Genomic DNA, 26,849 nt, shown 5'->3' with positions numbered 1-26,849 from the left:
TCAGCGGTTCGACCGCGCTCCGAAAAAGGTTTCATACTCCCGCGACGCGCGGTCTAGATCGTCGTGCTTGCCGATGTCCAACCAGTATTCATGGATCGGAAACGCCATCTTCTGGCTCGGCTCGAGTTGATCGAACAAGGACGGCATGTCGAAGAACTCGTCCTCGGGAACGCTGTCGAGAACCTGCGGGCTGACCACGTAAAGACCGGCATTGACGAAGAAATCATAGACTGGCTTCTCGACGAAGCCGTGTATCTGGTGATCCTTGATGTCAACGACGCCGTAGGGAATCTGGTACTGGAAGTGGTTTACGCCCATGGTCGCAAGGGCGCCGTTGTCGTAGTGGAACGCCAGAAGCTGGCTGAAATTGAGCGCCGTCAGGATATCGCCGTTCATGACGATCACCGGCTTGGAGGGAGCGGGTGAAACCAGCGACAGCGCCCCGGCAGTGCCCATGCGCTTGGCCTCTCTCACATATTCGATTTCGACGCCAAAGGCCTTGCCGTCGCCGAAATGGCCTTCGATCACCTCGGCCAGGTGATTGACGCACAATGTGATGCAGCGGAATCCCTGGTTGGCGAATTGCTCGATGATAAGCTCGAGAATAGGTCGTCCGCCAATCAGCACCATCGGCTTCGGAATGGACTCCGTTATGGGCCGCAGACGGGTTCCAAGACCGCCGGCCATGATCACCACCGGATGCTTGCCGGGGTCCGGGCTAAAGATTTCGCCGGCGAGCACCAGATCGACGACCACACCGCGAGAGTCGAGGATCGGCATTTGGCCCACATACTCTCGCCTCATAAGTGTCGCGATCTCCGCCACCCGCGTCCCCTTGGTAACGAAGCGCGGATGACTGTTCATTATCTCGCGGGCGAGTGACTCCAGCGTGCAACCACGCAGTATTGCGCGCCTGATATCGCCGTCGGTGATTGTTCCGATGAGACCGCCCGCCTCGTCTGTCACCAGCGCGATTTCTCCACCGCTAGCGTCGATGCACGCTATCGCGTCGGAAATCGTTTGGTCAGGCCTGAGACAGATCTCTTCAAGCGTTTCGCAAAACATAAAGCCAATTCTTTGCTTCAGCTAGGCACTGAAAATTCAAAATATGCTTATGTCTCGTTCAGGGTACGGCACAACGTGCTCGACAATTGCTGATTTTGCAACTATTTAGTTTATCGAATATTACTAGCAATTTCCACGTTATCACATCAATGAGGAATGGCAGTAGCGCCGGACCGGCAAAACGCCGGACAACCGATCGAAGCCTGCTAAACTCTCGTTTGTTTTCCTGCTTTCGGTACCGCTCATGACCGCTCAATCGAAACATCACATCGCCACCGGCCGCGAGGGCTGCCTGTTCGACCGGGACATACAGCATGTGCAAGGGGCGCTTGCCGATGCCTTTCGCGGCAAGAGAATACTAATCGTCGGCGGCGCGGGCTCTATAGGCTCCAGCACGATCAAGCGTATCGCCGAGCATGAGCCATATGCCCTGCACGTGGTCGATCACAACGAGAATGCGCTCGCCGAACTTGTGCGCCAGCTTCGCTCGCAGCCGCAGGCCCGGTCGGCGCGCGACTTCCAAGCACTTCCCCTGGACTATGGCTCGGGCGCCATGCGGCATCTGGTGGGCAGCCAGACACCCTACGACGTCGTCCTGAATTTCGCCGCGCTCAAGCATGTGCGCTCTGAGAAAGACCCGTTCTCGACCTTGCAGATGTTCGACACGAACCTCGTCAAGCAGGTCCGCTTCATGGGGTGGCTGGCCGACAGCGGCTTCCAAGGCCGCTTCTTCACCGTTTCCACGGACAAGGCTGCCAATCCGTCCTCCATGATGGGGGCTACCAAGCGGGTGATGGAGCACGCCCTATTCAACTCCAGCGTCGCAGCGCGCCTGAAGGGCATCAAGACCTCGGCGCGGTTCGCCAATGTGGCGTTCTCCAATGGGTCGCTGCTCCAAGGTTTCCAGAACAGGCTGGCGCGCGACGAGCCGCTCGCGGCTCCGCGCGACACGCGCCGCTATTTCGTTTCGCTGGTCGAGTCAGGCGCGCTCTGCGCCATAGCCGCAACGGTCGGCCCCGACCGGGCGATCGTCATCCCGAAGCTCGACCCGGCAAAACATCTCGTCCAGCTCCAGCACATCGCCGAAAGATTTCTACGTTACCACGGCTTTGAGCCGGCACACTACAGCGACGAGCGAGCGGCCTGTGCGAATGTGACGGCCGAGCGCCAGTGCAACCGCTGGCCCTTGCTGCTCACGCCGCTCGACACCTCTGGCGAAAAGCCGTTCGAGGAATTTATGACCGCCCATGAACAGGACTTCGAGATCGGCCTGCCCAACCTGAAGGCGGTGGAATACGCGCCAGCCCCGCGCCACCTCATCGACCAGGCGCTTGCGGAAGCCGAGCAAGCGGTCGCAGGTGACCGTCCACCGAGCAAGGAACGGCTGAAGGAAATCATCGCGCTGGTCGAGCCGGTGTTCCTGAGCACCCATCGTGACTCGGCAGCAAATCTCGATCAGCGGCTCTGAAGGCGGTCTGCGCCTAGCCTCGGCGAGCCATAGACGGGCAGTATCCGGAGGGCAATCGCAAATCAGGGTCGAGCCGGCACCCACCAGCGGAGTGCCTGCGCCCATGAGTTGCAGCACATCCAACAACACGGCGGCATGTCCGCCAGATCCGAAGCAGCCTATGCGGGCCGCCGCCACCGAGTGGTCGTCGGGATAACGGTTCAGGGCAGCCAATCACGGATTGACATATTCATCGCTTCGCGTGGCCTCGGACGGGTGATGCCCATGTTTTTCCTGAAAGACGGCATGGCGCAGGCGCCATTCGCCATTGTCGTGGGCCCACAGATGCGGGGACCTGAAACGGTTCGCCAGCGCGTCGAAATAGGCGCGGTCGATAGTCGGCGCCTCGAATTGCCTTGCGGCTTCCGGAAATATGTCCGCCGGCAGGCTGAGATAGGCGAACAGTTCCTCCGCGAAGCGCTCCGGAAACTCACCGTCATAGCGCTTCACCAGCGCCACGCCTTCCTCGCGCCCGATATCGCCGGAGCGGATCTCCTGGGCCGCGTCGTAGCTGGCGCGGCCGATGCCGAACTTGATGTGGGTCGTGTAGTAGTGCAGATCGTCGATGCGGTCGTCGATCGAATTGTATGTCGAATAGGTCCCAGCCGTCCGCTCGGGCGACGCCTCGAAGCCACCATGCTCCACCGCAAAGCGGTACACCGCTTGCGGGTGCCATTTGAGATAGTAGCCGAGATAGTGGACCTCGATGCCATTTTCCTCCAGCACGCGCGGGTCCGAAGGCATGTAGGCGGCAAGGTCGGCGCGCCGCACGCCGAAATGCTCGACCAGATCATGGACCGAGACGCCGCCCAGATAGACTTCCTCATCGCCGGCCTGCGCGAAGTAATCATAGTCGCGCCTGGCGCCCTCATTGTCGGCAATAGGGTTGCCGTATTCGGCCTCGTTCTCTCCGTAGAAGATCAGCGGAATGCCCATCCTGACCGCGAATGCCGGTGCAAAGCCTTTCTGACCGATTATGAAGGGCTGAAACGGGTGGAAGAGGTTTTCGACGGCCAGCCGCGTCAACAGCCGTTTCACGCGGCCATTCGGGGTCAGCAGATAGTTGTCCATGCCCGAATGGATCCACCGGTCGAAGTTGCGCCGGCCCCAGTCGGTGTAGATGTGCGGCGCCCAAGTGCAGGTAAGCGGGTTCATGCCGAACTCGTATTTCAGCATCCACGACTGATAGAAGCTGTCCTTCCCACCGGAACCGGGCACAAGACAGTCGTACGAACCGTTCCGCGAGCGGAACCTGTTGCACAGCGCCTCCAGTTCACGCCGGCGCCGCTCCCAATCGACCACCGCATGCTTGCGCTGGGCATTGCGGCAGGCATCGCACACGCCATGCTCATTGAAGGCGATGACGGTCTTCCTACTCTCCGTCGTGTGTTTGTACTCAATTGCAGAGTTCGGCCGCTGGTTGGAGATGACGCAGTTGCGGCAGAAGACGACGGTGCCAGGTAGGCCGTATTTGGTCTGCAACGGCCAGGCGTCGGGCGCATAGCGCGACAAGTCGTTCCTGTCGTTACGCGGATCAGGATATTTCATCGCGCCAACCTTTCAACTCGGTTCCTAGGTTGTCCATCAAATCGCCTCCCCGACTGCTGGCGTCATTCGATAGCCGATTGCTCGATCGGGTCGCCGGCCGCCAGCGGCCTGTTCAGCCTGCGGCCGGGAACGCTGGAGAGAAGCTCTGGCGCAAGCCCGGTCGCCGGGCGCAGCAACACGATGTCCGCCTCCGTGAGACGCGTTCCAGCGGGCAGGTCCCGTGCCGCCTTCAACCCTCGGCGCACCAGCGCGCGGGCCTCCTGTTCGGCCGCGCGCGGCTTCTTCACGCCATCGCCGAGAAGCAGCTCGACATCCCCTATCGCCCGCACCATTGCCTCGAATTCGTGCGGTTCGATCGAGGCCGCGTGGTCGGGGCCTCTCATCGTCCGGTCCAGCGTCAGGTGCTTTTCGATCACGGTTGCTCCCATCGCCACGGCGACAGGCGGCACGAAGATGCCCGGCGTGTGGTCGGAATAGCCGACCGGTATGTCGAATTCGCGCGCCATGGTCTGCATGGCACGCAGGTTGGCGTCGGCGAATTCGGCGGGATAGGCGCTGGTGCAGTGCAGGACCGTCAGAGGCGGCGCATCAGCGTCCGCCTGCACCGCTCTCGGCATGGCGTCGCGCAGCACCTCGACCGCGCGGCGCACTTCGGCCAGATCCGCCATACCCGTCGACAGGAGGATCGGCAGGCCGCGGCGTGCGCAGTCCCGGAGGTACGGAATATTCGTCACCTCGCCCGACGGCACCTTCATGCGCCCTATGCCGATGTCGCACAGCATATCGAGCGAACGGCTGTCGAAGGCGGTTGACATGAACTCAAGGCCAAGTTCGGCGCAGTGCTTGGCCAGCGCGCGATGCTCCGCCTCGCTCAGTTCCAATTGCCGCAACATGGAGTGTTGGTCTTCTGCGCCGGAGGTCTTCTGGTAAGTCACGGTAGCCGTGTTTCGGGTGGCCAAAGCGTCGGCATTAAAAGTCTGGAACTTGGCCGCGTGCGCGCCCGCTTTTGCCGCCGCTTCCACCAGACGGAGAGCTAGATCGAGATTTCCACCGTGGTTGACGCCTATCTCGGCAACAACGAATGTCCTCACCGTCGATGGCTCCTTTCGGATCACGTCGAATACCTTGAGTTATCCTGCCAATGTACTCAGTTTGACGACGCGCGCGTATTTATCGAAATTTAATCTTGATTCTTAACTTCTTTCAAGATGCTAAGGTATTTCTGATAACGACAGTCGATGACAGCTAAACCGCCGAAAATTGTTTTCATTCGGCACAGGAGCAAACAAAAGGGCAGGATGCGATGAGCGCTGGCGAAGCGGCGTTGTTGTCGGTGGTAATTCCAATCTTCCAGCGGCAACGCCTTGCCGAGAGAGCCATTCGGTCGGTTCTTGAACAGAATGTCAGCTCTCTCGAGATCATCGTCGTCGACGACTGCTCGCTCGAGCCGTTCGCACTTTCGCCAGAGATTGCAGCCCCATCCGTCCAGCTCATCCGGCACGAAATCAATCGGGGCGCGGCGGCCGCGCGCAATACCGGCATGGCGTACGCCTCTGGCACCTGGCTTACTTTCCTTGACTCCGATGACGCCATGCTGCCCGACACGCTGCTCAAGCGCCTGCGCTTTGCGCAAGAACACGAAAGGCACCACCCCGACCGCCTGACAATCTACGGATCGGCGTTCATGGACCTCCACGAGAGCGGCAAGCCGGTTCGCATGCGCGCACCGCGCGCGGCGCAAAGGGCGAGCGATTTTGCCAGCGGCTGCTGGTTTTGCCCCGGTTCCTGCGTGCTGGTGAAGCGCCAACGGTTTCTCGACCGGGTCGGCTTGCAGACGGAATCTCTCGGCCGCCTGGAGGACCTGGACTGGTTTCTCAGGGCGGGGCTTGCCGGAGCGGAACTTATAGTCGACCCCACTGTCGCGGCGGCGATTTCCTGCGGTACACCGCCGTCGATGGCAGTGGTCGCCGAGGCCGCCTCGCAGATCATCCGCCTGTGGGAAGACACGGCTCTCCCGGCAGCGGTAGGACGACGCCTGAAAGCCTATCTGGAGCTGGAGCTTGCCGCGGCGCTCTTCCGGAACGGCAATCTCGCCGCCGCCGTGAGCCGGCTGGCGTACTCCTTGCTGCTAAGGCCGCGCCTCTCGCTGCATCTCAGCCCTGGCTGGGAGAGTTCTGCCGCACCGCGCGACTGACTTCGCGGCGAGCCGTTGTCGGCAACTCCGTTGTGGCTGAAGCAGCGTACTCAATGATCTTCCGGCCCGAGATTTTCGGCGGCCCCATCAGCGCCTTCAACTCGGCCAGTATCCGCTGGCGGCTCTTGCCGTCGCGAATGGTCCAATAGTCTCGTGCGGCGCCCATGCGCGCCGCCGTTTCCTCGTAGACAGTCGTCTTGCCGATCAGCGCCAATATGTGCTCCTTCAATTGGCTAATGCTCGACGCTTCCAGCATCCCGGCCTGGTTGAACTCGCGATACTGATAGCGATAGATGTCGAAATTGATGCTGGGGATGCCGAGTTGGAGGCCCCACAACAAGGTTGACGAGACGGTCGCGCAGTAGATGTCGGCACAGTCGATGACATCCAGCAGATTGACGTCAGTGACGTGCAGCCCGGATTTGCTGATCAGCTCACCGACTTCCGTATGCACGAGCGTGGGATGCAGGCTGATCGCGACATTGGCGATCCCCGCATGCATAAGCGTGCCGAGCAGTTCCACCAATGCAATGCTGAATGCGTCGTACGAGGCAAATCCCATGGCCTTTCGTGGCCACTGGTTGGGTGGCCACGAGAAGATCAGCAGCTTCTTGTCGGCGCGTGTCGTGTCAGCTTCCGACAAGGGCGAATGATCGCGATCGGTCGAGAGCCGCCAGTAGTTTTCCGTGAGAATGATATCCCGGACCAGATTCGCCCGCCTCATGCTCCGGCTTTCGGCTTTCTCGATCAGCTCATCGTTCCAGATCGCGCCCGTCAACCGCAACTGATTGGCCGGAATTCCCGCCGACATGCAGTAGTCGACGCTCTGCTGGCTTGGCGCCAGAATGATGCCGGCACCTGAATTGGGCGTCCAGGGCTGCGGCGGTGTGAGCCCATTCCGGTTTGAAATGAGGATATCCAGAACCGGAAGGCGCGTATAATAGCGGCCGCGGTAGCGATGGACCCACCGGAGCCCCACAAGACGAGCGACGCGTTTGAGTTGCTTCGGCCGCAAGACGTTCAGTTGCAGCCCCGCGAACGACTCGGCGATCTCCTTGGTGGTCGGCGTCATCGAGAAAGGGACGATCGCGGTGCTGATGCCGCGTTTTCCCGCCACTCTCGCGGCAATGGTGGTGATGGACAGCGGGTAGTCCTGGCCGCTGACGACAAGGACCGGGTTGAACCTTCGGAAGACATTCCTCATGTTCTGAATGCGCCTTCTGACACCACCTCTCAGAACGCGAGAGATGATCATGTCGGATTTCGCCCTCATCCCCACTGCTTTGAACAAATAGTATATTATACTGGTGATTTTTGCCTCAATTAAATAGATGTAATTGTCGAATGCGGAATACTCCGACGCTTCATATTTTAAATTATCAATGAGTTCTTTTGTAAATTTCAGTTCGCTTTGATACTCCGTGACAAGATGTGAGGGAATGTAATCATCCAACCCCGAGTCATTCCTGCTCATGTCGAAGAAGGTCCGTTCGCTTCCTTCCCACACCCAGGAATATCCGCGATGTTCGACTGTCTGACTGTGGCGGTCGAGCGCACCGTAATCGGCCCTGAACACAAAAACCGGATGGATGCCCCATGCCGCATGCATGTCATCCGCAAGGCTTATCAGGCTCAGGAACTCGCCATACTCCGAAACTGCGAACAGGACTGTCTGCTTGGCTGGCATGCACTGCACCTCCGAGGTTGACGAGGATCAGATGTATCGGGCCATGGAATAGGAGAAGCGCCTCATCTGCATGAGGCCTAGCCACAGCATCAGAACGGAAACGACCAAGATTGCCAGCAGGCCGAGAACTGCACTCTGGCTGATCGCTCCTTTGAGAAGCAGGGAATGGTAAGCGGGTATGAGGTGCGCGAACGGATTGAGACTGTAGACGACAGCCGCCCAATCCGGAATTCGATGGATGCTATAGAGCCCGGGCGAGAGATACCACCACAGCCAGACCACATGGCCGACGAACTTGCCGATGTCCTTCACGAGAACGCCGAGCATCGATAGCCAGACGTACAAGGCCATCGAGAAGCTAAGCTGCACAGCCGCGACAAGAACCACCAGCGGCCAGGTCCAAATCGGTGTGTACCCGGCCAACACAAGGAAGCACAGAAGAACCGCGACGCGCACCAGCAGGAGCAGGATCTCATTGGCCACGACCTCCAGCAAGGCTATCGAAAGCCCGAAGCCTTGCTCGACATAGTGATGCCCCTTCACCGCCAGGAAATAGGGTGCGGCCGAAACGAGCGTCGCGTGGCTGCGCCAAAACGTGACCGCCGTAAAGAAGAACGAAAAGCTGGCATCGGCGCCTCCGACGCCGAACACGACCTTCAGCAGGAAATAGTATGTGCCGGCCTGCAAAGCCGGTTCAAGGAGCAGCCATAGATTTCCGAAATAAAGCCCGAAGGACGTTTGTCGCAGTTCCAGCCGGATCAGATTGATCGTCCGGTGAATGCTTCGAGCCACTTCTCGCGAAAGGCCGGCTGCGCCAAGCGGCCTGCTGAAGACACCGCGCGGGGTGACCGTCACGCCATACCGGCTGTCGGCTTCAGTGCGCGCAGGCCCGACCATTACAGAAGCTCCCTGTAGAGTTCGGCAGCTATGCGCGGCTCGCCGAAGTAAATGGGAACACCCTTGTCGAGCAGCAGGCATTTCGTGCAGCGCGTGAGGACGAAGTCGAAAGTGTGCTGGACAACGAGAACGAGCTTCGCGCGCGACAGGAAGCGATGGAGACGATCCATCGCCCGCTCCTGGAAGCCTAGGTCCCCGGCGCTGAGAAGCTCGTCCAGCAGGAGGATGGCGTGAGGCATCGCCGTCGCCATGGAGAAGATCAGACGGGCGCGCATGCCGTCGGAATAATATTTGAAGGGACGGTCAATATGCTTCTCAAGCTCGGCGAAACCAATGACTTCGTCCATGATCGCTTCGATCTCGGGCACCGTCATACCCATGTACAGGCCGGTCTTGTGAATGTTCTGTCGGCCAGTCAGATCCGGCTGCATGCCCGCACCCGGACGCAGCAGGACCGGACGACTCTCGACGTCGATGCGCCCGGCACTGATCGGAATTGCACCGACCAGCGACTTCAGCAGCGTCGTTTTTCCCGCTCCGTTACGGCCGAGAATGCCGACGATGTCGCCTGCAAAGGCGTCGAGCGACAGATCGTCGAGCAGCCGCAGTTCTTCCGGCCTCCGCCCACGGCGCAGCAGGCCGGAGATCGTCTTGCCGCCTGGATTGGACGACAGCGTGACACTCACATTGCGGACCCTCAGGATCGGCATCGGGCGGCTGTCGATGAAGTCCCGCCGTTCAGCTTCGTTGGCGAGGCGCGCAACCAGCAAGTCATCCAAGACGCCAGAGAACACTGGCTTCCCGCGCGCTTGCCCGATCATCGCGCAGATATCCTCGTCATGGAACGCCAGTGTGCAGCCCTCGAGACAGTGGAGCGCCTCATGCAGACGGCTGCGCGAGCCTGATTGCCTCGCGGCCTCCACCAGTCCTGTCGCTAGCAAGGCGCAATCTTGCGCCGGCGTGTCGAGAGGCGTATCGCCGGCGGGCTCAACCGCCAGCAGCGGCAGCAGAACTTCCGTCGCCCCGCCCGGAATGCCTATGACGTCCAGTATGAAGCCGGTCGCGACGGGATGCGGCGCCGAGCGGCAGTAGACCGGGACGCCGTTGAGAAAGACACGCACGGATCCGCCAACGACAGCAACGGAGAAGAACATCGACCGGCTGGCCGGCATCGGTAGCTCGACCTCCTTGCGAAGAACGATCCCGGAACGGCGAAACCGCAGTACCACCTCCTCATCGTCGTTGTGGTGCAGAAAGCGAAACGCAGCGACCGGCTCGTCGGACGCGGCAAAATCCAGCTTCAGCAGCATATGGACCCAATACGGCTCGCCATTCGCAGATTTCAGCCAAAGCCGCGTCCGCTCGCCGGGGCCCACCGACAGCCTGATTCCTCTTTCGTCATGAACAAAGGGCTTGTCGCCAGGAGGCAACTCCAGCGTCACCTCATTGGGCCGCAGCAAGGATGAATCCGCGCCATCGTCGAAGCCCGGCGACAGGATTTGCGCGCCTCGCGCCTCGACGGCCCCGCGAAGTTTCATTGCGGCACTGACGAGGCTGTCCTCATCGGCTGCGGCGACCGTCGACATGATCGCCTTGAGCACTGAAAGGCACTTCTCTCCAAGGCCGGTTGCTGCCGTCGCATGCCAGACCTGCCCTTTGGCGGCGTTTGCGGCAAGAATGCCAAGCTGTTCGAAGGCGATCGGCTTCGCCGTTCGCGGATCGTAAAACTCCGTCGATCGAGCAACCCGGTTCATGCTCCCCCCCTCTCACCGACCGGCAGACGACCGGACGGCTTGACCTATGCTTGTGCTCCATTCAATTGGCCGACGACCGAGCATAACGGCTTTTTTGGAAAGACATCCAGTGCACTGCGCGTGCCCGCATTGATGATCCGGCTGCCGCGGGCTTGGGCGAGCCGACCAAGCTGACTGAAGGCCCGATATTCGACCAGCGCCCATTCCATCAGTTCCACCTGATCGCGCCCGAACAGGTCGGCGGCCGAAGCGAGTTCCATGGATTCGTCGTCGTAGCTGTGTCTCAACGGAGCTGCGGGCCGAAGAAAGTAATCCATGTCGCAGCCCAGGAGGTAAATCTCTGAGAATCCCATGTATAGCGCCGCCACTATCGCAAAATGGACGACCGAAACGTAGCCGGGCTGAACATGGTGCAAGTCGACCGGGACGAAGCGTCCACTCCGGTCAAAATAGGTCGAGATCGAATACTGCTTCACCGCATAGTGTTCGACCTGCAGGCCGAGCATGGCCATACGCTCGGCGATCTCGGTCGACAGCAGAAGCGTGGCGCCAGTGGATTTCTGGAACGCTAGCCACTCGGCATGGAGGCCGTCGAACTGCGACCTCAGGTAGTGCGCATCCACAATGGCGTGGTAGCGTGGCTTCAGTCCCTTACTGATGGCGAAACGGTGGCCCTGATTGACGGTGAAGCAAATCTCGCCGCATAGGGGCGAAATGTCCTCGTCCCGGAGAGAAGGGCCGTTCCCCAATATGAAGCACCGCCGCGCCTCGTGCCGGCCGTTCAGCTGCCGATTGCGTTCTAGTCGACGGCGATCCCCCAGCCGGGTCAGCAGACGGGGCGGCACGGAACAAAATAGGGCACAGCCGGCCCGGTCCATGATCTCGCTGGCCGCCAGAAGCAGACGTGAAACCAGGCGTACAAGCCCTCCCGCGCCGCCGGTTTCCGCCGCGACGCGTCCCAATCTTGCCGACAATACTTCGCGCGCTACTCCAGGCTTCGCCATCCCGATTCGGACCCGACCGTTCGACATAAAGTGCAAAAAAGATCTGAAACAGGCAGTTTGTGAGATTGACTTCCACCAAGGGTTGCCAACTCACCAGGTTCATGTACGCTCACGCGAGCGTGATTGCAATCACAAGTATTCTCGCAGTACGACCAAGCTTAGCGCATCGAGTTGCGTTGTTTTCTTTGCCCCGAAATTCTGCGGAGCCCGTCTCCGTCCACGCAGTTCCCGGCAGCGGACACGATGACAGATATTCAACCGGCATCCCCAGTCGTCAGCGTCGTCACCCGGACGCTCGGCCATCTGCCATTCCTCAACCGCGTCAGAACCTGCCTCGAAGCCTCCACGAGCTCCCCCGCGATCGACTGGATCATCGTCGACGATGAGGTCGGCGGAAGCCCGGCCCTCGATGAATTTGTGTCCGGTGCCGCCAGCACCGGCCGGATAAAGGCAAGGCTTGTCAAATCCCTCAGGCGGCACCGCGCCAAGGCCGCCAATGCAGGACTGACGGCGGCACATGGAGATTTCATCCACTTCCTCGACGACGACGACCAGATTTGCTCCGACTTCTATCGCCACACCATCGCCGCTCTGACACAGAATGAGCGCGTCGGAGCAGCCGCGGTCAAATGCGAGGCGGTGATGGAGCGCCCCTCCCTGGACGGCGGGTCATTCATCGAGATTTCCCGCACGCCTCACTACCCTGAGGTCACCCACATCACCCTGGCCTCGCTGGCCGCGACTCAGACGATACCCCTGATCTCCGTCCTGTTTCGGTCAGACGCCGTCCGCAAGGCGGGTCTCTTCGATGTTACGTTCGAAACCTGCGAAGACTACGAGTTCTTGCTGCGCTTCCTGGCGGTCGAAGACATAATGCTGCTGAAAGAAACTCTCGCGAGCTTTCATCGGCGCGAAACGCCCTCAGACCGGGATGGCAACTCGGCGGTCACCTGTGACTTCGCGACCGAGATCAGTCATTTTCGAAATGTGATGCTTCGCAGGGACCTGAACGAGGGCAAGCTTGGCCTCGGCTGGCTGCTCGCCATGGCCGAACTCTCCGGCGGCTCCCTGAAGACCGAGAAGATACTGTCGCAATTCTACAAATACAGCTTCGTCAATTTCATGTTTTCGGCACTAAGGCGGCGATGACCGGCCTATAGATGCAAGCAAATTTCGGGAGCTGCCTTGAAAGGAAGAGCCCTCTTTGTCTGCAATGATGCGACGTACTTTACCGCGCACCGGTCGCATATCGCGCACCGTTTATTGCGGGAGGGCTGGGACGTTCACGTTGCGGCGGGGGGCGACTTTTCGCAACTCAGCAGCGCGTTCGAACGCCATTACCTTGAAGTCGAACGCCGCTACTTCTCGTTTCGCAATGACCTGCTGCTCTTTCTGGGCATTCGGTCGCTGCTGGCCGAGACGGAACCCCAAATCGTTCACCTGATTACGATGAAACCGATAGCCGCCGGGGCGGCGGCACTTTTGACGTCGTCCGGGCGCTGGGCGAAATTGCCAAGAATCCTGGTGACTTTCCCTGGGCTCGGTCGACTGTTCGACAATAGGATCTGGGCATATTCCATCCCGCGCATGATTATCTGCCGAACCTTGCAGGTGCTTTTTCGCAACCGAAATTGCCACGCCACCTTCGAAAACAGCGACGACCGCGACCTCTTTGTGCGCCTGAAGATACTGGAGCATCGACAGTCGACCGTGCTCTCCGGAGCAGGCGTGGAACTGGCGGATTTCAGGGCGGCAAGACCACAGGAAAGAGCCTTTCGCGTGCTTTGGGCATCGCGGCTGGTGCGAGGAAAAGGTCTGGTGGAATTCGTCCAAGCCGCCCGGATGGCACGAGCGTCAGGAGACGAAATCGAATTCCTCATGGCCGGCTATGCCGATCCCGGCCACACGGATAACATTCCTGCTTCGGAAATCGATGATCTGATCCGGGACGGCGCCGTCCGTTATCTCGGGCACGTCAAGGACATGCCCGAACTGCTGGCTTCGGTGGACGCCCTTTGCCTTCCATCAAGCTACATGGAGGGGTTGCCAAGGATTCTCATCGAGGCCGCTGCCGCGTCGCTTCCACTCATTGCAAGCGACGTGCCGGGATGCAGGGAAATCGTCCAAGATGGACTTAACGGCATAATCCTGCCGGATAACTCCGCCGAATCAATCTACCGTGCGGTGAAGCGGCTGGCCCAGGACCGGGCATTGGCCACACAAATGGGAAGCGCCGCGCTGCGGAAGGTGTACGCGGATGGCTTCGACATCGGCTCCATCCAGGACCAGATGCTTGAAATTTATCTGGGCGACCGGTAACGCAGTCGAGACCGGGGCGGCGGGTTGCCGCATCCAAAGCCACCGGCCGAGGTAACCGCACTTGAATCGACGCGGCAACAGCTTTCTGGGATTTCGACCATGCTGAAACGAGGGCTCGACTTCACTGGCGCCCTCGTCGGGATCCTTGTCTTTGCCCCGCTAATTGCGATCGGCGTGCTTGCAGTCCGCCTGACTTCGCCCGGGCCGGGCATTTTCTCGCAGCGCCGCGTCGGACGGCACGGTGTCCCGTTCAACTGCCACAAGCTCAGAACGATGCGCACGGAGACGCCGGAAGTACCTTCTCATGAGGCCGCCGTATCCTTCGTCACCCCGCTGGGGCGCTTCCTGCGTCGAACCAAGCTCGACGAACTGCCGCAGCTTTACAACGTGCTTCGCGGCGAAATGAGCTTCGTCGGCCCGCGCCCCTGCCTTCCCACGCAAGTCGAACTCATCCACGAGCGCGAAAAACGCTCCCTCTTCGAGCTCCGACCCGGCATTACTGGCCTGGCGCAGATACGCGGCATCGACATGTCGAACCCGCGACGCCTGGCGGAAGTCGACGCCGAGTACGCCAATTCGGCCTCCCTCCAGGGGGATCTTCACATTCTCCTGGCCACGGTTTTCAAGGGTGCGGGCCGTGGCGATAGGCTCCGCCACTAGCTAGGAGCGGCGGCTCGCCAGATACCGTGCGGCCGATGCGATCATTGCGTCTTTCGTCGCACGCGGAGGCGACCATCCGAAGGCGGCGCGGAACCGGCTGGAATCGACCTCCAGATCTTCAAGCAGGCTTCGCACGATGCGGCCTTGCCCGGCCATCCGTAGCAACAGGCGCAGAAAGCCTTCCGGTACGGATAAGCGCCGAGGCGGAACCCTCATGCCTTCCTGAAGCCAGGCGGCGATTTCGGCCAGACTAACCGCTTCCGCATCTGCGACCGAATAGGTGCCGGACATGCTGGGGTCTGGCGTACCTGAAACAACCGTTTCCAAGGCGTCAACGAGATTGTCGACGGCGACAAAGCTTCTCCGGTTGTGAACGGCGCCGAAAGGCAATGGAAGCCCCGACGCGGCCAGTCGCTGCAGATGCCGCCAGTTGCCCTTGGCATCCCATCCGTAGATCAAGGGCGGGCGGATCGAAATGCCGAGCCGTCCGAGGCGGGAGAACTCGGCCACGTGTGCTTCCGCGGCCAACTTCGAAAGCCCGTAGGGCGTCGTGGCAGCGTCCGTTGGGGTGTCGCCGGATACGACGCCTTTGGCTGAATTGTCGGCCACCGCATGCACGCTGGACACCAGCACGAAACATTGCACCCCTGCCTCGAACGCCTGCTCGGCGAGCCGGGCGGTGCCGCGATTGTTGACCCTGTCGAAATCCTCGTTCGCGACACCCGGCGCAGGGACTTGCGCTGCCAGATGGACTACAGCGCCGCAGCCTCTCAGGGCGCCGCGCCAATCCGTTTCCGGTCCTATATCGCCGACGAGCACCGTTGCCATATTTGAGGCGCCGTTGGCGACCGGAGATCGGCCCGCCAGAGTGAGATCGCGACCTTCCCGGAGCAGCCTTGCCACCAGGTGACGTCCCACGAAGCCGCTCACGCCTGTAATCAGAATTTTCCGCAAGGTGATTCTATCCAGACACAGGGAAAACTGCCTTGGAATGCAAGCGGCACCGCGAGATTCAGTGCTGATTTGCCCAACTTTTTATATCCGAAATCAGTTTCGATTGTCTTGTGAAGCTTCTTGGCAACACTCATCGATGTTGTGTGAATATAGGCCAATATTGGCTTGATCTCATAGATATTGATTTCATAGTTTCCCAATGGGCGCTTAACGCCCGGGGGACCAATTACCGAATGAAGCTGCTCCTTAAAACGGACAGAATCAATGTTCTGCGCCTGGGCAGCATCGTGCTCGACCTCGCCATTGCCGCCGGCGCATTTTTCGCCGCGTATCTCTGCGCATATGGCCACGCCCGATTGCAGCATGTCCCAGGCCTCTTCGAAAAGACGGCATCGTTCACAGCAATTTGCGCGCTAAGCTTCATCTTTTTCCGCGTGCAGAAAGGCACATGGCGGTACGTCTCGATCTCGGAGCTCACTGCGCTCATCAAGGCGACGGTGATAGCGGTCGGCCTCTACACAGTCGCTGCGTTCCTGCTTTCGCGTGGCGAGAATGTTCCGCGCAGTGTGCCGGTCCTGTCCGCGCTGTTCCTCATCGCCGGTCTCTCTTCGACGCGCCTGACATACCGCCTGGTGATGGACGGCACCTGGAGAGGAAACAGCCTGAGATCGCCCCTGTCGCTAAGAGGCCGCAAAGTACTGCTTCTGGGCCTCTCCAACAGCGCCGAGAGCTTCATCCGCAGCACCAGGAGAAACAAGGCCAGCAACATCTCGGTTGTCGGCATTTTCGACGATGACAGGCTCAACCACTCGCGGATGGTCCACGGCGTCAAGGTGGTCGGACCGCTTGCAGGTGTGAAGGCCTATATCGAGGAACTCAAGCGACGCGGCATCAACGTTTCCGAGCTGATCGTAACCGAATACCAACCGAGCCGGCAGAGGCTGAACGAAATCCTCGAGACGGCGGCCACGGTAGGGCTCAAGGTGACCAGGATCCCGGATATTACGGCGACCTCCTCGATCACCAGCAGCTTGCTGGTCGAGCCGAAGCCGATCGAGATCGGCGACCTGCTTGGCCGGCCCGAAGTGCTGCCCGACATGGAGGGTATCGCTCATCTGATCAAGGGGCGGGTTGTTCTTGTTACCGGGGCGGGCGGCTCGATCGGGTCGGAGTTGTGTCGGCAGATCGCCACTTCCAACCCCGGGCTGCTGATCGTCACCGACAGTTCGGAGCTTCATCTCTACACGATCGACAAGCAGCTTCGCGAGGCGCATCCGGACCTGCCGATCGTCACGCGGTTCGCGAACGTACGTGACGCCATCCGGGTCAACGACGTGTTCCGTATCTACCGGCCGGATGTCGTATTCCATGCCGCCGCGCTCAAGCATGTGCCGCTGGTCGAAGAAAACCCCATCGAAGGCATCAAGACGAACGTGCTCGGCACCCGCAACGTCGCGGATGCCGCCTTGGCCAACGAAGCCGAGGCCTTCATCATGATCTCCACCGACAAGGCGGTGAACCCGACCAATGTGATGGGGGCTACCAAGCGCGCCGCCGAGGCCTATTGCCAGTCCCTGGACGTGAGTTCGACAACCACACGCTTCAAGACGGTGCGTTTCGGCAACGTGCTGGGATCGAACGGTTCGGTGGTACCGCTGTTCCAGGAGCAGATCGCGGCCGGCGGTCCGGTAACGGTCACTCATCCGAATATCGTGCGCTTCTTCATGACCATTCCGGAAGCCGTGAAGCTGGTTCTCAACGCATCGGCACATGCGCTCGAGAGCCAGAACGAGCGCGGCAAGATCATGGTGCTGGACATGGGCAAGCCCGTGCGCATCGTCGACCTTGCCGAGCGGATGATCCAGCTTGCGGGCTTCAAGCCGCATGTCGACATCGAGATTTCTTATGTCGGCTTGCGCCCAGGAGAGAAGCTGTTCGAGGAGCTCTTCGATCCGTCGGAGGTGCTGGATGCGAATACCGACGAAGCCTATGTCGTCGCTTCACCCCGCGTCATCGACAAGGCGTTGCTGCACCACACGCTGACAGGCCTGGAGGCCGTCGTGGCGCGGGAAGATGCGACGCGAGCCATAGAGCTGCTGTCGCATATCGTGCCCGAATACAGGCGCAAGAGCGACACGGCGGAATCGCTCGAGAGCTTCGAAGCGCTGCACTGACCACCTGCCGTTCAGCGTGAGCTCCCATTCAGCGTAAACTTGAAAGGTCTGGCGCTTTCGCGCCAGTGGCCGCGGCTCAGCCCGCCCGAAAATGCTTGGAAAGCTTGAGGCCCTGCGCCTGATAGTTCGAGCCGAGATCGGTGCCATAGAGCGCATTCGGCCGCGACAGCATGTGCTCGTAAACCAGACGACCGACGATCTGGCCGTGTTCGAGGATGAACGGCACCTCGTGGCTGCGCACTTCCAGCACCGCGCGGCTGCCGGTGCCGCCGGCCGCGGAATGGCCGAAGCCGGGATCAAAGAAGCCGGCATAGTGGACGCGGAATTCGCCGACCAGCGGATCGAAAGGCGTCATCTCGGCTGCATGGCCGGGCGGCACATGCACCGCCTCGCGGCTGACGAGGATGTAGAACTCGTCCGGGTCGAGCACCAATTCGCCCGCGCCGCGTCGGTAGAGCGGCTCCCAGAAGTCATGCAGGTCCTGCGCCGCGCGCTTGTCGACGTCGATCAGACCGGTGTGATGCTTGGCGCGGTAGCCGATCAGTCCGTCCTTGTCGCCCTGAAGGTCGATGGACAGCGCGATGCCGCCGCCGGAGATGTTTGGCGTTTCAGAGGCGACCAGCGTCTCCGTCCGGTGCAACTCGTGAAGCTCGGCTTCGGTGAGCAGCGCATTGCCGGTGCGGAAGCGGATCTGCGACAGGCGCGAGCCGGTGCGCGCGATGATGGGGAAGGTGCGCGGGCTGACTTCCAGATAGAGCGGCCCGGCATAGCCGGCTGCGATCTTGTCGAACTCCTGGCCATGATCGGTCATGACGCGGGTGAAGATGTCGAGCCGGCCGGTCGAGCTCTTCGGGTTGGCCGAGGCCGAGATAGTCTGAGGCAGGGCCAGGCTTTCCAGCAGCGGCACGATGTAGACGCAGCCGGTTTCCAGCACCGCGCCCTGCGTGAGGTCGACCTCGTGGAGCCTCAGGCGCTCGAGCTTCTCGGCGACCTTGTGGCCGGGGCCAGGCAGGAAGCTGGCGCGCACGCGGTAGGCCTTTTCGCCGAGGCGCAGGTCGAGGCTCGCCGGTTGGATCTGATCGGCATCGAGCGACCGCGGCGCCGCCAGCGCCCCCGATTGGAAGAGTGCCGCGATCTCCTGATCCGGAAGAATGCCTGTTTGCGCCAATGCCTGCTCCACAAAATGGTCGAAGGAGGTTTAATGATGTGTGCCATTGACGCAAGCCGGCACGAGGTCTAAACGGGCCTTATCCCGTGGTGATTTGCCGGTCGGCTTGCAGCCACGTTAAACAAGTCGCTAAAGGGCCGCTCGTGCACCGGCATGCGACTTTTCGCGGCCGGTTTTTTTGTGTCTGGATCAAGGCTATGACAAACAACAAGCGCGACTGGAAGCCTGCAACGCAACTCGTCCACTCCGGGGTGCTCCGCTCCGAATTCGGCGAGACCGCGGAGGCGATGTTCCTCACGCAGGGCTACGTTTACGAGACCGCGGAGTCCGCCGAGGCCCGCTTCAAGGGCGAGACGCCCGGCTTCATCTACTCGCGCTACGCCAACCCGACCGTCGACATGTTCGAGAAGCGCATGTGCGCGCTGGAAGGCGCGGAGGACGCCCGCGCGCTGGCGTCGGGCATGGCGGCTGTGACGGCCGCGATCCTGTGCAGCCTCAAGGCCGGCGACCACATCGTGGCGGCGCGCGCGCTGTTCGGCTCCTGTCGCTGGGTGGTGGAGACGCTGGCGCCCCGCTACGGCATCGAAGCGACGCTGGTGGACGGCCGCGACATCGCCAACTGGGAAAAGGCGGTGCAGCCCAACACCAAGGTGTTCTTCCTGGAAAGCCCGACCAACCCGACGCTGGAGGTGGTCGACATCGCCGCCGTGGCGGCACTTGCCAATTCCATCGGCGCGCGCCTCATCGTCGACAACGTCTTCGCCACCCCGTTGATGCAGAAGCCGCTGGAGCTTGGCGCGCATATCGTGGTCTATTCGGCCACCAAGCATATCGACGGCCAGGGTCGCTGCCTGGGCGGCGTGATCCTTTCCGACAAGCAGTGGATCGACGAGAACCTGCACGACTATTTCCGCCACACCGGTCCGAGCCTGTCGCCGTTCAACGCCTGGACGCTGCTGAAGGGGCTGGAGACACTCCCCCTGCGCGTGCGCCAGCAGACGGAGAGCGCGGCCAGGGTGGCCGACTTCCTCGCCGGCCGGCCGGAGGTGGCACGTGTCGTCTATCCGGGCCGGGCCGACCACCCGCAGGCAGACATCGTGAAGAAGCAGATGTCGGGCGGCTCGACCCTGATCTGCTTCGACCTCAAGGGCGGCAAGAAATCGGCCTTCGCCTTCGAGAACGCGCTCGACGTGGTGCTGATCTCCAACAATCTCGGCGACTCCAAGAGCCTGATCACGCATCCGGCCACCACCACCCACAAGAACCTGACCGACGAGGCGCGCGCCGAACTCGGCATCGGGGACGGCACGCTGCGCCTGTCGCTGGGGCTGGAGGATGCCGACGACCTCCTGAAGGACATCGACCGCGCGCTGAAGGCGGCGGCGTAGGGGGCCGGGCGCAGCGCCTCCCTCCCCCTTGAGGGGAGGTGCCGAGCGAAGCGAGGCGGGAGGGGTCGTTGCGGCCGCGCGCGACCCTTTGGGTCTTCGCCTTCGTGAAAGACAGGGGTCTCAATGCCGCGCACTGCCGCAGTGGCCCCTCCCGCATCCGTCGCTCCGCTCGGATGCGACCTCCCCTCAAGGGGGAGGTGGACGCCGGCGCACTTCATCATCGCCACGCCCGGTTTCGCGTCTGGCCATTTCAAAGACAGGCTCTTTCCGCACTGTTGCGGCAGTTTTGGCCGACCGGCATGGGTCCCCGGGACCTCCGCACTTCGCTATCGCTCGTGCTCCGGCCCGAGGATGACGAGGTGGGGCGGCCGGCGCCAATCGCCAGCGTCGAGGGCCTACGAGGCACCTTGATCCCAACTTGTTCAAGGTTTCTGGAGACGGCTTCGAAGGGATGCCGCAGCCTTTCATCCCGTCGTCCTCGGGCCGAAGCACGAGCACAGCGACGTGCGGAGGTTCCGGGGACCCATGCCTCGGAGCCTCAACCGGCAGTCCGGGGCAGGTTTCGTGTCAGCAAACTGTCCCGGGGAAGTCAGCCCAGCTTTGATCTCCGGCTTTTTTTCAAGCGTCATCCCGGCGGAGGGAGCGCATCGATCTGCTCGGCTGCACCGCCCCAGCCAACTTTGGCCGACCGGCGTGGGTCCCCGGAACCTCCGCACTTCGCTACCGCTCGTGCTCCGGCCCGAGGATGACGAGGTGGGGCGGCCGCCCTATCCGCCGTTCAGCAGCGCGAGGATGAGCTGGTGGACGTTGCCGCCGTCGCTGAGCTCGACCCGATCGAAGTCGCGGCTGCGCGCCCGCTGCGCCAACGAGATTTCCGCAAGACGCTTGGTCAGCTCGGCCCGGATCTTGCTGCAATCGGGATCGTCGGGGACGGAGAAGCCGACGCTCAGCATCTCGATCCCCCGGACCATGTCCTTGATGATGTCGCCATGCACCCGCTCATGCGCCTGGACGCCTGAGTAAAACGCCTCCCAGTTCGTCCGGATGGCGGGCGGCAGCTTTTGGCTTGGCCGGGGGAGCATGTAGGTGATGGTGAGGTTGGGCCGCGCCGAAACCAGCGTGCAGGCGCCGTCCGGCTGCGGCTCGTATTTCCGCGACCAGGTGAGCGTGAAATTGGTGTGCGCGATGGTGCGGACGCCGAGGCTTCCCACCTTCGGTCCCCGCTCGCCGATCGAGGCGTATAGCTCGGGGCCGGTCTTGCCCGAGATGGCGTAGGCCTCGATCTTCTCGACCGCCTGCCACTCGGCATGCGCAGCCATTGGCAGCGACGCGACGCAGGCCGCCAGAAAACAAGATTGGACAGCCGTCTTCACGCGAATCCCCCAATGCAGCAGTGCGCGGAAGCTAAGCGCGGCATGCGCAGCTTTCAATTGGCTCCAGTCGCATCGTCAGGAACGGGATGACAATCCGGGGCTGGCCCAGCCTGCCCACAGTCCCTCATCGAAACGTCCGCGCCGCCAGCACGATGCGCGACAGCGCGGTGTAGAAGGTGAGCGCGGCGAACACATAGGCGATCGGCGCGAACCAGGCCGGAAACAGGCAGAAGGCGACGAAGACGATCAGCGTTTCGGTCGCCTCCGCCAGGCCGGTGGTGAAGAACAGCGATTTTTCACCCCGCGCCTTGCCTTGCATCCACCGCTTCTCGGCCATGATCGCATAGGCGAGAAAGCTCGATCCGTTGACGTAGAAGGAGAGCAGCAGCACGGCGCCGGCGATCGCGTTGGCGGCCGGATCGGCCAGCACGAAGGCGAGCGGGATGGCGCCGTAGAAGGCGAAGTCGAGCACGATGTCGAGATAGCCGCCGAAATCGGTCGCGCCGCCGGTTCTGGCTATCGCGCCGTCGAGCCCGTCGCCCAGCCGGCTGGCGAGCAGCAGCGCAAGCCCTGTCAGGAACCACCCGGCGACGATCGCGCCGGCCGCGGCTATCCCGATGGCAAAGGCGGCAAGCGTAACCGCGTTGGCCGGAACGCCGGCGCGCGCAAGCCAGCGCCCGATCACGTCCAGCAGGGGGTCGATGCCCCTGCGCGCCCAGCCGTCCAGCATCCGCCTACCCTTGCCTGCGTCGTTCCGCCCAATAGACGCGAAACGTCGTCATGCGGAAATCACAATCGCGATGATGATGACGCAAAGACTGTTGACCTGCTGTTAAGGGCGGCAGATTCTTGGGGCTTTGAGGAGTATCGATGCCATGTACCGCGCCATAACGCGCAATATCGAAGTGAGCGTCGAGCCGTTCTACCTCGAGGAGCGCTCCGACCCGGCGGAAAACCGCTATGTCTGGGGCTATCGCGTGACCATTGCCAACCAGTCGGACGAGTTCGTGCAGTTGCTGTCGCGCTACTGGCACATCACCGATGCGCTGGGGCGCGTCGAGGAGGTGCGCGGCTCCGGCGTCGTCGGCGAACAGCCGGAGCTCAACCCCGGCGACAGCTACCAATACATGTCGGGCTGCCCGCTCACCACGCCGTCGGGCATCATGGTCGGGCGCTATACGATGCGCAACGAGCGCGACGAACTGTTCGACGTCGACATCCCCGCCTTCTCGCTCGACCTGCCGGGAACGGCCCGCACGGTGAACTGAGCCGCTCCTTCGGGGTCGGTGGCAACGGCGTGTTGCCGCCGGGGTTCCGATGCGGAGGACAGCCTTCCTGAGGGCAATGGCGCGCTGCCGAAAAGTTCCGGCATGGATCCTCGGGTCAAGCCCGAGGATGACGAACCGAAAAACGTCACTGTCAACCATCGCCGGTAGACGCCTTGCAAGAACGCCTCCTGCATTCGTCATCCTCGGGCTTGACCCGAGGATCCATGCCGGAACGCGTCAACCGGGCCATGCATGGCAGAACGCAGGATTGCGTCTTCGGTCCGATCCGCTACCGTCCAGCCATGACGGGCTACGTGTATATGACGGCCAGCCAGAAGCGGGGCACGATCTATATCGGCGTGACCAACGATCTCGGCCGTCGCATTCCCGAACACAAAGCGGGCAAAGGATCACGCTTCACGGCGCGGTACGGCGTGCACCGGCTGGTCTGGTACGAGGAACACTTCGACATTCGCGACGCGATCCAGCGCGAGAAGTCACTCAAGCGCTGGCCGCGTCAATGGAAGATCGAATTGATAGAGGCTTCCAATCCGAACTGGAACGAGCTCTTGCGAGGTTCCGGCTGGTGAAACCGGTCAGACCGCTTCAGTGAACTCGGTCGGCTCGAACTCGTATTTCTTCGAGCAGAACTCGCAGTTCACCCGGATGAGGCCGTCTTCCACGCTGTCGGTGATCTCCTCGGCCGAGAAGCCGCCGAGGATGCCGCGGATCTTCTCGCGCGAGCAAGAGCATTCGTCGAGCACGGGCACGCTGTTGAAGACGCGCACGCCGTGCTCGTTGAACAGGCGGTAGAGCAGCCTTTCGGAGCCGACGGTCGGGTCGAGCAGTTCGGTCGGTTCGATGGTGGCCGCCAGCGCTAGCAACTCCTGCCAGGCATTGTCGGCAAGCTCGCGCGGAGACAGGTCGTGGTCGCCGTCGCCGCCGTGGATGTCGGGCGCGCGCATGCGCTCGGGTGCCTTGGGCAGGAACTGCGCCAATAGACCGCCGGCGCGCCAGTACTCGCGGCCGCCTGCCCCCGGCATCACCTGCTTGCCCACGGCGAGCTTGACGTCGGTAGGGATCTGCTCGGACTGGCGGAAATAGGTCTTGGCCGCCTCCTCCAGGGTGATGCCGTCGAGTTGGACGACGCCCTGGTAGCGCTGTGTATGCTGGCCTTGGTCTACCGTCAGCGCGAGCACGCCGGTGCCCAGCAGCGTTTCGGCCGCGCTCTCGCCGGCCGCGAGCAGGGTTTCGAGCCGCTCGGCATCGAAGCGCGCATAGGCGCGCACGGAGCGCGGGGTAGCGAAATCGGCCACCAGCATGTCGACCGGCCCGTTGGTGCGGGTCTGCAGGATGAACTTGCCCTCGAACTTGAGCGAGGTGCCCAAGAGCACGGTCACCACCACCGCCTCGGCCAGAAGGCGCGCGACGGGCTCGGGGTAATCGTGGCGGGCGAGAATCTGGTCGAGCAGCGGGCCGAGCTGCACCATGCGGCCGCGCACATCGAGCGGACCGACCTCGAAGGGCACGACATGGTCGTCTCCGGCCGCGCCGAATTCGCCGAGCTTGCGTTCTGTATCAGCCAATGGACCCAATCCCTTGTGGCGGACCCCCGGCGCAAAAAAGCGCCGCTACCGCCTATTCAGACATCAAAGCGAGTGTGATCCGGGGCAGATAGGCATGCAAGCAAGCCGGATCAAGCTTTCGCTTTGCGAGCCACCCCTCGCGAGACGGGACGGATCAGGCCCCGAGGCACCAGGCCAGCACCGCCTTCTGGGCGTGCAGGCGGTTCTCGGCCTCGTCGAAGACAACCGAATGCGGCCCGTCGATGACCTCGTCGGTGACCTCCTCGCCGCGGTGGGCGGGCAGGCAGTGCATGAAGAGCGCGTCGGACTTGGCGCGCTTCATGAGCGCATCGTTGACCTGATAGGGCATGAAGACGTTGTGGCCGCGGGCGCGATGCTCCTGGCCCATCGAGACCCAGCAGTCGGTGACGATGCAGTCCACGCCCTCGACCGCCTCCTCGGCGCTGCGCGTGAACTTGAGCGCGCCGCCATTTTCGCGCGACCAGTCGACGAACTTCTGCTCTGGCTCGCTGCCTTCCGGCACGGCGACGTTGACATTGAAGCTGAAGCGCGCCGAGGCCTCGAGCAGCGAGTGCAGGACGTTGTTGCCGTCGCCCACCCAGGCGAAGGTCTTGCCGGCGACGGGACCCCGATGCTCCTCGAAGGTCATCACGTCGGCCATGATCTGGCACGGATGGGTATCGTCGGTGAGGCCGTTGATGACCGGAACGCTGGCGTTCTCGGTGAGTTCGACCAGCCGCTCGTGCGAGGTGGTGCGGATCATGATGGCGTCGACATAGCGCGACAGCACCTTGGCGGTGTCCGCGATGGTCTCCGAACGGCCGAGCTGCATCTCGGTGCCGGTGAGCATGATGGTCTCGCCGCCGAGCTGGCGCATGCCGACATCGAACGACACGCGGGTGCGCGTCGACGGCTTGTCGAAGATCATCGCCAGCACCTTGCCGTCCAGCGGTCGCGAACGCTCGCCGCCTTTCAGGCGCCCCTTGCGCGCGACGGCATCGTCGAGGATGCCGCGCAGCGTATCTGCGGGGACGGAGGAAAGGTCGGTGAAGTGGCGGATACCACTGGTCATGTCGAACCCTCTAGAGACTGTTTTGTCTTATGCTGCGGCGGCCTCGGACAGGCCCTTTGCAGCCGCGTGGATGCGGGCCAGCGCCTCGCGGATCTCCTCGTCGGAGACGGTGAGCGGGGGCAGCAGGCGCACGACATTGTCGCCCGCCGGGACGGCAAGCAGCGCCTGGTCGCGCAGCGCGGCGTTGACCTTGGTGTTGGGCTGCTTGCACTTGAGGCCGAGCATCAGCCCGGAACCGCGTACGCCCTCGATGACGTCCGGGAACTCGTCGGAGATGGCGGCCAGGCCCTGCTTCATCACCAGCGCCTTGCGCTTGATGTCGTCGAGGAAGCCGTCTTCCAGCACCACGTCGAGAACGGCATTGCCCACCGCCATGGCCAGCGGATTGCCGCCGAAGGTGGTGCCGTGCACGCCGGCGGTCATGCCGGCGGCCGCCGCCCCGGTGGCCAGGCAGGCGCCCACGGGGAAGCCGCCGCCGATGCCCTTGGCAATCGCCATGATGTCGGGCGCAACGCCCGACCATTCATAGGCGAACAGCTTGCCGGTGCGACCGATGCCGCTCTGCACCTCGTCGAAGATCAAAAGCAGGTCGTGCTGGTCGCACAGCTCGCGCAAGCGCTTGAGGAACGCCGTCGGCACCTCGCGGATGCCGCCCTCGCCCTGCACCGGTTCGATCAGGATCGCGGCCGTCTCGGGCGTGATCGCCTTCTCCAACGCTTCCATGTCGCCGAAGGGAACCTGGTCGAAGCCTTCGACCTTGGGCCCGAAACCTTCCAGATATTTCTGCTGGCCGCCGGCGGCGATGGTCGCCAGGGTGCGGCCGTGGAAAGCGCCCTCGAAGGTGATGGTGCGGAACTTTTCCGGATGGCCGTTGACATACTGGTAGCGGCGCGCGGTCTTGATCGCGCATTCCAGCGCTTCCGCGCCCGAATTGGTGAAGAACACCTTGTCGGCAAAGGTGGCCGCCGCCAGCCGCTCGCCCAGCCGGGTCTGGCCGGGGATCTCGTAGAGGTTGGAGGTGTGCCACAGCTTGCCGGCCTGCTCGGTCAGCGCTGCCACCAGCTTCGGATGGCCGTGGCCCAATGAATTGACGGCGATGCCGCCGGCGAAGTCGAGATATCGCTTGCCGTCCTGAGTGATCAGCCAGGAACCTTCTCCCCGCTCGAAAGCCAGGGGCGCGCGCGCGAAAGTCTCGTAAAGCGCCGAACCGCTCATCTTATTTGCGTCTCCG

The 26,849-nt window shown here is 62.1% G+C and carries 24 protein-coding genes and 1 riboswitch; of the genes, 9 read left to right on the top strand and 15 right to left on the bottom strand.

What is annotated here, in order from left to right; genetic code table 11:
- Entirely contained in the window at positions 1 to 1,065 is a 1,065-nt protein-coding gene (locus ABLE85_RS00970; protein ID WP_348790822.1) for a nucleotidyltransferase family protein, read from the bottom strand.
- 244 nt (positions 1,066 to 1,309) lie between these two features.
- On the opposite strand from ABLE85_RS00970, the gene ABLE85_RS00965 reads away from it, so the two are divergent.
- Positions 1,310 to 2,533: a polysaccharide biosynthesis protein gene (locus tag ABLE85_RS00965; protein WP_348790821.1), complete on the top strand. Its 1,224-nt coding sequence runs from the start codon at positions 1,310 to 1,312 to the stop codon at positions 2,531 to 2,533.
- Positions 2,534 to 2,746: 213 nt separating this feature from the next.
- Here the strand turns inward: ABLE85_RS00965 and ABLE85_RS00960 are convergent, their stop codons facing one another.
- Both ABLE85_RS00960 and neuB read right to left on the bottom strand, forming a co-directional pair.
- On the bottom strand, positions 2,747 to 4,120 hold the full coding sequence (locus tag ABLE85_RS00960; RefSeq protein WP_348790820.1) for an N-acetyl sugar amidotransferase: 1,374 nt from the start codon (positions 4,118 to 4,120) through the stop codon (positions 2,747 to 2,749).
- Between the two features lie 62 nt (positions 4,121 to 4,182).
- Positions 4,183 to 5,211 (bottom strand): N-acetylneuraminate synthase, encoded by a 1,029-nt coding sequence (gene neuB, locus ABLE85_RS00955; RefSeq protein ID WP_348790819.1) that lies wholly within the window; start codon positions 5,209 to 5,211, stop codon positions 4,183 to 4,185.
- A gap of 212 nt (positions 5,212 to 5,423) precedes the next feature.
- Here neuB and ABLE85_RS00950 point away from each other — a divergent pair, with 212 nt between their 5' ends.
- Positions 5,424 to 6,314: a glycosyltransferase family 2 protein gene (locus ABLE85_RS00950; protein ID WP_348790818.1), complete on the top strand. Its 891-nt coding sequence runs from the start codon at positions 5,424 to 5,426 to the stop codon at positions 6,312 to 6,314.
- Here the strand turns inward: ABLE85_RS00950 and ABLE85_RS00945 are convergent.
- The 4 genes from ABLE85_RS00945 to ABLE85_RS00930 are packed head-to-tail and all read right to left on the bottom strand — an operon-like array spanning position 6,274 to position 11,656.
- The gene (locus tag ABLE85_RS00945) at positions 6,274 to 8,001 is read right to left on the bottom strand and encodes a hypothetical protein (RefSeq protein ID WP_348790817.1); all 1,728 of its coding nucleotides are present in this window, start codon (positions 7,999 to 8,001) and stop codon (positions 6,274 to 6,276) included. The genes ABLE85_RS00950 and ABLE85_RS00945 overlap by 41 nt on opposite strands.
- Before the next feature lie 27 nt (positions 8,002 to 8,028).
- The gene (locus ABLE85_RS00940; RefSeq protein WP_348790816.1) at positions 8,029 to 8,898 is read right to left on the bottom strand and encodes an ABC transporter permease; all 870 of its coding nucleotides are present in this window, start codon (positions 8,896 to 8,898) and stop codon (positions 8,029 to 8,031) included.
- On the bottom strand, positions 8,898 to 10,652 hold the full coding sequence (locus tag ABLE85_RS00935) for an ATP-binding cassette domain-containing protein (RefSeq protein ID WP_348790815.1): 1,755 nt from the start codon (positions 10,650 to 10,652) through the stop codon (positions 8,898 to 8,900). The genes ABLE85_RS00940 and ABLE85_RS00935 overlap by 1 nt, the downstream gene beginning before the upstream one ends.
- Positions 10,653 to 10,696: 44 nt before the next feature.
- On the bottom strand, positions 10,697 to 11,656 hold the full coding sequence (locus ABLE85_RS00930) for a 6-hydroxymethylpterin diphosphokinase MptE-like protein (protein ID WP_348790814.1): 960 nt from the start codon (positions 11,654 to 11,656) through the stop codon (positions 10,697 to 10,699).
- A gap of 243 nt (positions 11,657 to 11,899) precedes the next feature.
- Between ABLE85_RS00930 and ABLE85_RS00925 the strand changes: the two genes are divergently transcribed.
- From ABLE85_RS00925 to ABLE85_RS00915, 3 genes are read left to right on the top strand one after another with little or no spacing between them, the layout of a single operon-like run.
- The gene (locus ABLE85_RS00925) at positions 11,900 to 12,805 is read left to right on the top strand and encodes a glycosyltransferase (RefSeq protein ID WP_348790813.1); all 906 of its coding nucleotides are present in this window, start codon (positions 11,900 to 11,902) and stop codon (positions 12,803 to 12,805) included.
- Between the two features lie 36 nt (positions 12,806 to 12,841).
- Positions 12,842 to 13,975, top strand: a complete 1,134-nt coding sequence (locus tag ABLE85_RS00920; protein ID WP_348790812.1) for a glycosyltransferase family 4 protein — start codon at positions 12,842 to 12,844, stop codon at positions 13,973 to 13,975.
- Positions 13,976 to 13,999: 24 nt separating this feature from the next.
- Positions 14,000 to 14,635 (top strand): sugar transferase, encoded by a 636-nt coding sequence (locus ABLE85_RS00915; protein WP_348790811.1) that lies wholly within the window; start codon positions 14,000 to 14,002, stop codon positions 14,633 to 14,635.
- Here the strand turns inward: ABLE85_RS00915 and ABLE85_RS00910 are convergent, their stop codons facing one another.
- Together ABLE85_RS00910 and ABLE85_RS00905 are read right to left on the bottom strand one after the other, a co-directional pair.
- Positions 14,636 to 15,589: an NAD-dependent epimerase/dehydratase family protein gene (locus ABLE85_RS00910; protein WP_348790810.1), complete on the bottom strand. Its 954-nt coding sequence runs from the start codon at positions 15,587 to 15,589 to the stop codon at positions 14,636 to 14,638. It lies immediately after the preceding gene.
- Positions 15,574 to 15,954 (bottom strand): hypothetical protein, encoded by a 381-nt coding sequence (locus ABLE85_RS00905; protein ID WP_348790809.1) that lies wholly within the window; start codon positions 15,952 to 15,954, stop codon positions 15,574 to 15,576. The genes ABLE85_RS00910 and ABLE85_RS00905 overlap by 16 nt, the downstream gene beginning before the upstream one ends.
- A 69-nt stretch (positions 15,955 to 16,023) precedes the next feature.
- On the opposite strand from ABLE85_RS00905, the gene ABLE85_RS00900 reads away from it, so the two are divergent.
- Positions 16,024 to 17,763 (top strand): nucleoside-diphosphate sugar epimerase/dehydratase, encoded by a 1,740-nt coding sequence (locus ABLE85_RS00900; protein WP_348790808.1) that lies wholly within the window; start codon positions 16,024 to 16,026, stop codon positions 17,761 to 17,763.
- A 76-nt stretch (positions 17,764 to 17,839) separates the two neighbouring features.
- On the opposite strand, the gene ABLE85_RS00895 is transcribed toward ABLE85_RS00900, so the two are convergent.
- On the bottom strand, positions 17,840 to 18,931 hold the full coding sequence (locus ABLE85_RS00895) for a 2'-deoxycytidine 5'-triphosphate deaminase (protein ID WP_348790807.1): 1,092 nt from the start codon (positions 18,929 to 18,931) through the stop codon (positions 17,840 to 17,842).
- Between the two features lie 76 nt (positions 18,932 to 19,007).
- Positions 19,008 to 19,084: riboswitch (SAM riboswitch) on the top strand.
- Positions 19,085 to 19,128: 44 nt separating this feature from the next.
- On the opposite strand from ABLE85_RS00895, the gene ABLE85_RS00890 reads away from it, so the two are divergent.
- Positions 19,129 to 20,319 (top strand): O-succinylhomoserine sulfhydrylase, encoded by a 1,191-nt coding sequence (locus ABLE85_RS00890; RefSeq protein WP_348790806.1) that lies wholly within the window; start codon positions 19,129 to 19,131, stop codon positions 20,317 to 20,319.
- Positions 20,320 to 21,086: 767 nt separating this feature from the next.
- Here the strand turns inward: ABLE85_RS00890 and ABLE85_RS00885 are convergent.
- Positions 21,087 to 21,638, bottom strand: a complete 552-nt coding sequence (locus tag ABLE85_RS00885; protein WP_348791423.1) for a DUF922 domain-containing protein — start codon at positions 21,636 to 21,638, stop codon at positions 21,087 to 21,089.
- A gap of 178 nt (positions 21,639 to 21,816) precedes the next feature.
- A complete protein-coding gene (locus ABLE85_RS00880) occupies positions 21,817 to 22,422 on the bottom strand; it encodes a CDP-alcohol phosphatidyltransferase family protein (RefSeq protein ID WP_348790805.1) in 606 nt (201 codons plus the stop codon).
- A gap of 145 nt (positions 22,423 to 22,567) precedes the next feature.
- On the opposite strand from ABLE85_RS00880, the gene apaG reads away from it, so the two are divergent.
- Entirely contained in the window at positions 22,568 to 22,960 is a 393-nt protein-coding gene (gene apaG, locus ABLE85_RS00875) for a Co2+/Mg2+ efflux protein ApaG (RefSeq protein WP_348790804.1), read from the top strand.
- Between the two features lie 302 nt (positions 22,961 to 23,262).
- Positions 23,263 to 23,550, top strand: coding sequence for a GIY-YIG nuclease family protein (locus ABLE85_RS00870; RefSeq protein ID WP_348791422.1), 288 nt, complete (start codon positions 23,263 to 23,265; stop codon positions 23,548 to 23,550).
- 6 nt (positions 23,551 to 23,556) lie between these two features.
- Here the strand turns inward: ABLE85_RS00870 and ABLE85_RS00865 are convergent, their stop codons facing one another.
- From ABLE85_RS00865 to ABLE85_RS00855, 3 genes are all read right to left on the bottom strand, one after another.
- Positions 23,557 to 24,546, bottom strand: a complete 990-nt coding sequence (locus ABLE85_RS00865) for an Hsp33 family molecular chaperone (RefSeq protein WP_348790803.1) — start codon at positions 24,544 to 24,546, stop codon at positions 23,557 to 23,559.
- Between the two features lie 154 nt (positions 24,547 to 24,700).
- Positions 24,701 to 25,618, bottom strand: a complete 918-nt coding sequence (gene argF, locus ABLE85_RS00860) for an ornithine carbamoyltransferase (RefSeq protein WP_348790802.1) — start codon at positions 25,616 to 25,618, stop codon at positions 24,701 to 24,703.
- Positions 25,619 to 25,645: 27 nt separating this feature from the next.
- Positions 25,646 to 26,833: an aspartate aminotransferase family protein gene (locus tag ABLE85_RS00855; RefSeq protein ID WP_348790801.1), complete on the bottom strand. Its 1,188-nt coding sequence runs from the start codon at positions 26,831 to 26,833 to the stop codon at positions 25,646 to 25,648.
- Positions 26,834 to 26,849 lie beyond the last annotated feature (16 nt).

Origin of the sequence: Mesorhizobium sp. KR1-2, assembly GCF_040045035.1 — a bacterium.
Classification (GTDB): domain Bacteria; phylum Pseudomonadota; class Alphaproteobacteria; order Rhizobiales; family Rhizobiaceae; genus Pseudaminobacter.
The sequence above is the reverse complement of the archived record's forward strand: the minus strand, read 5'-3'. Positions and strand labels throughout refer to the sequence as shown.

Excerpts from the sequence above, each read along its gene's own strand:
- ABLE85_RS00970 (WP_348790822.1), bottom strand. The coding sequence starts at position 1,065 with ATGTTTTGCGAAACGCTTGAAGAGATCTGTCTCAGGCCTGACCAAACG.
- ABLE85_RS00935 (WP_348790815.1), bottom strand. The coding sequence starts at position 10,652 with ATGAACCGGGTTGCTCGATCGACGGAGTTTTACGATCCGCGAACGGCG.
- apaG (WP_348790804.1), top strand. The coding sequence starts at position 22,568 with ATGTACCGCGCCATAACGCGCAATATCGAAGTGAGCGTCGAGCCGTTC.
- ABLE85_RS00870 (WP_348791422.1), top strand. The coding sequence starts at position 23,263 with ATGACGGGCTACGTGTATATGACGGCCAGCCAGAAGCGGGGCACGATC.
- ABLE85_RS00940 (WP_348790816.1), bottom strand. The coding sequence starts at position 8,898 with ATGGTCGGGCCTGCGCGCACTGAAGCCGACAGCCGGTATGGCGTGACG.
- ABLE85_RS00925 (WP_348790813.1), top strand. The coding sequence starts at position 11,900 with ATGACAGATATTCAACCGGCATCCCCAGTCGTCAGCGTCGTCACCCGG.
- argF (WP_348790802.1), bottom strand. The coding sequence starts at position 25,618 with ATGACCAGTGGTATCCGCCACTTCACCGACCTTTCCTCCGTCCCCGCA.
- ABLE85_RS00885 (WP_348791423.1), bottom strand. The coding sequence starts at position 21,638 with ATGGCTGCGCATGCCGAGTGGCAGGCGGTCGAGAAGATCGAGGCCTAC.
- ABLE85_RS00880 (WP_348790805.1), bottom strand. The coding sequence starts at position 22,422 with ATGCTGGACGGCTGGGCGCGCAGGGGCATCGACCCCCTGCTGGACGTG.
- ABLE85_RS00930 (WP_348790814.1), bottom strand. The coding sequence starts at position 11,656 with ATGGCGAAGCCTGGAGTAGCGCGCGAAGTATTGTCGGCAAGATTGGGA.
- ABLE85_RS00855 (WP_348790801.1), bottom strand. The coding sequence starts at position 26,833 with ATGAGCGGTTCGGCGCTTTACGAGACTTTCGCGCGCGCGCCCCTGGCT.
- ABLE85_RS00960 (WP_348790820.1), bottom strand. The coding sequence starts at position 4,120 with ATGAAATATCCTGATCCGCGTAACGACAGGAACGACTTGTCGCGCTAT.
- ABLE85_RS00965 (WP_348790821.1), top strand. The coding sequence starts at position 1,310 with ATGACCGCTCAATCGAAACATCACATCGCCACCGGCCGCGAGGGCTGC.
- ABLE85_RS00890 (WP_348790806.1), top strand. The coding sequence starts at position 19,129 with ATGACAAACAACAAGCGCGACTGGAAGCCTGCAACGCAACTCGTCCAC.
- ABLE85_RS00950 (WP_348790818.1), top strand. The coding sequence starts at position 5,424 with ATGAGCGCTGGCGAAGCGGCGTTGTTGTCGGTGGTAATTCCAATCTTC.
- ABLE85_RS00905 (WP_348790809.1), bottom strand. The coding sequence starts at position 15,954 with ATGCTGCAATCGGGCGTGGCCATATGCGCAGAGATACGCGGCGAAAAA.
- ABLE85_RS00945 (WP_348790817.1), bottom strand. The coding sequence starts at position 8,001 with ATGCCAGCCAAGCAGACAGTCCTGTTCGCAGTTTCGGAGTATGGCGAG.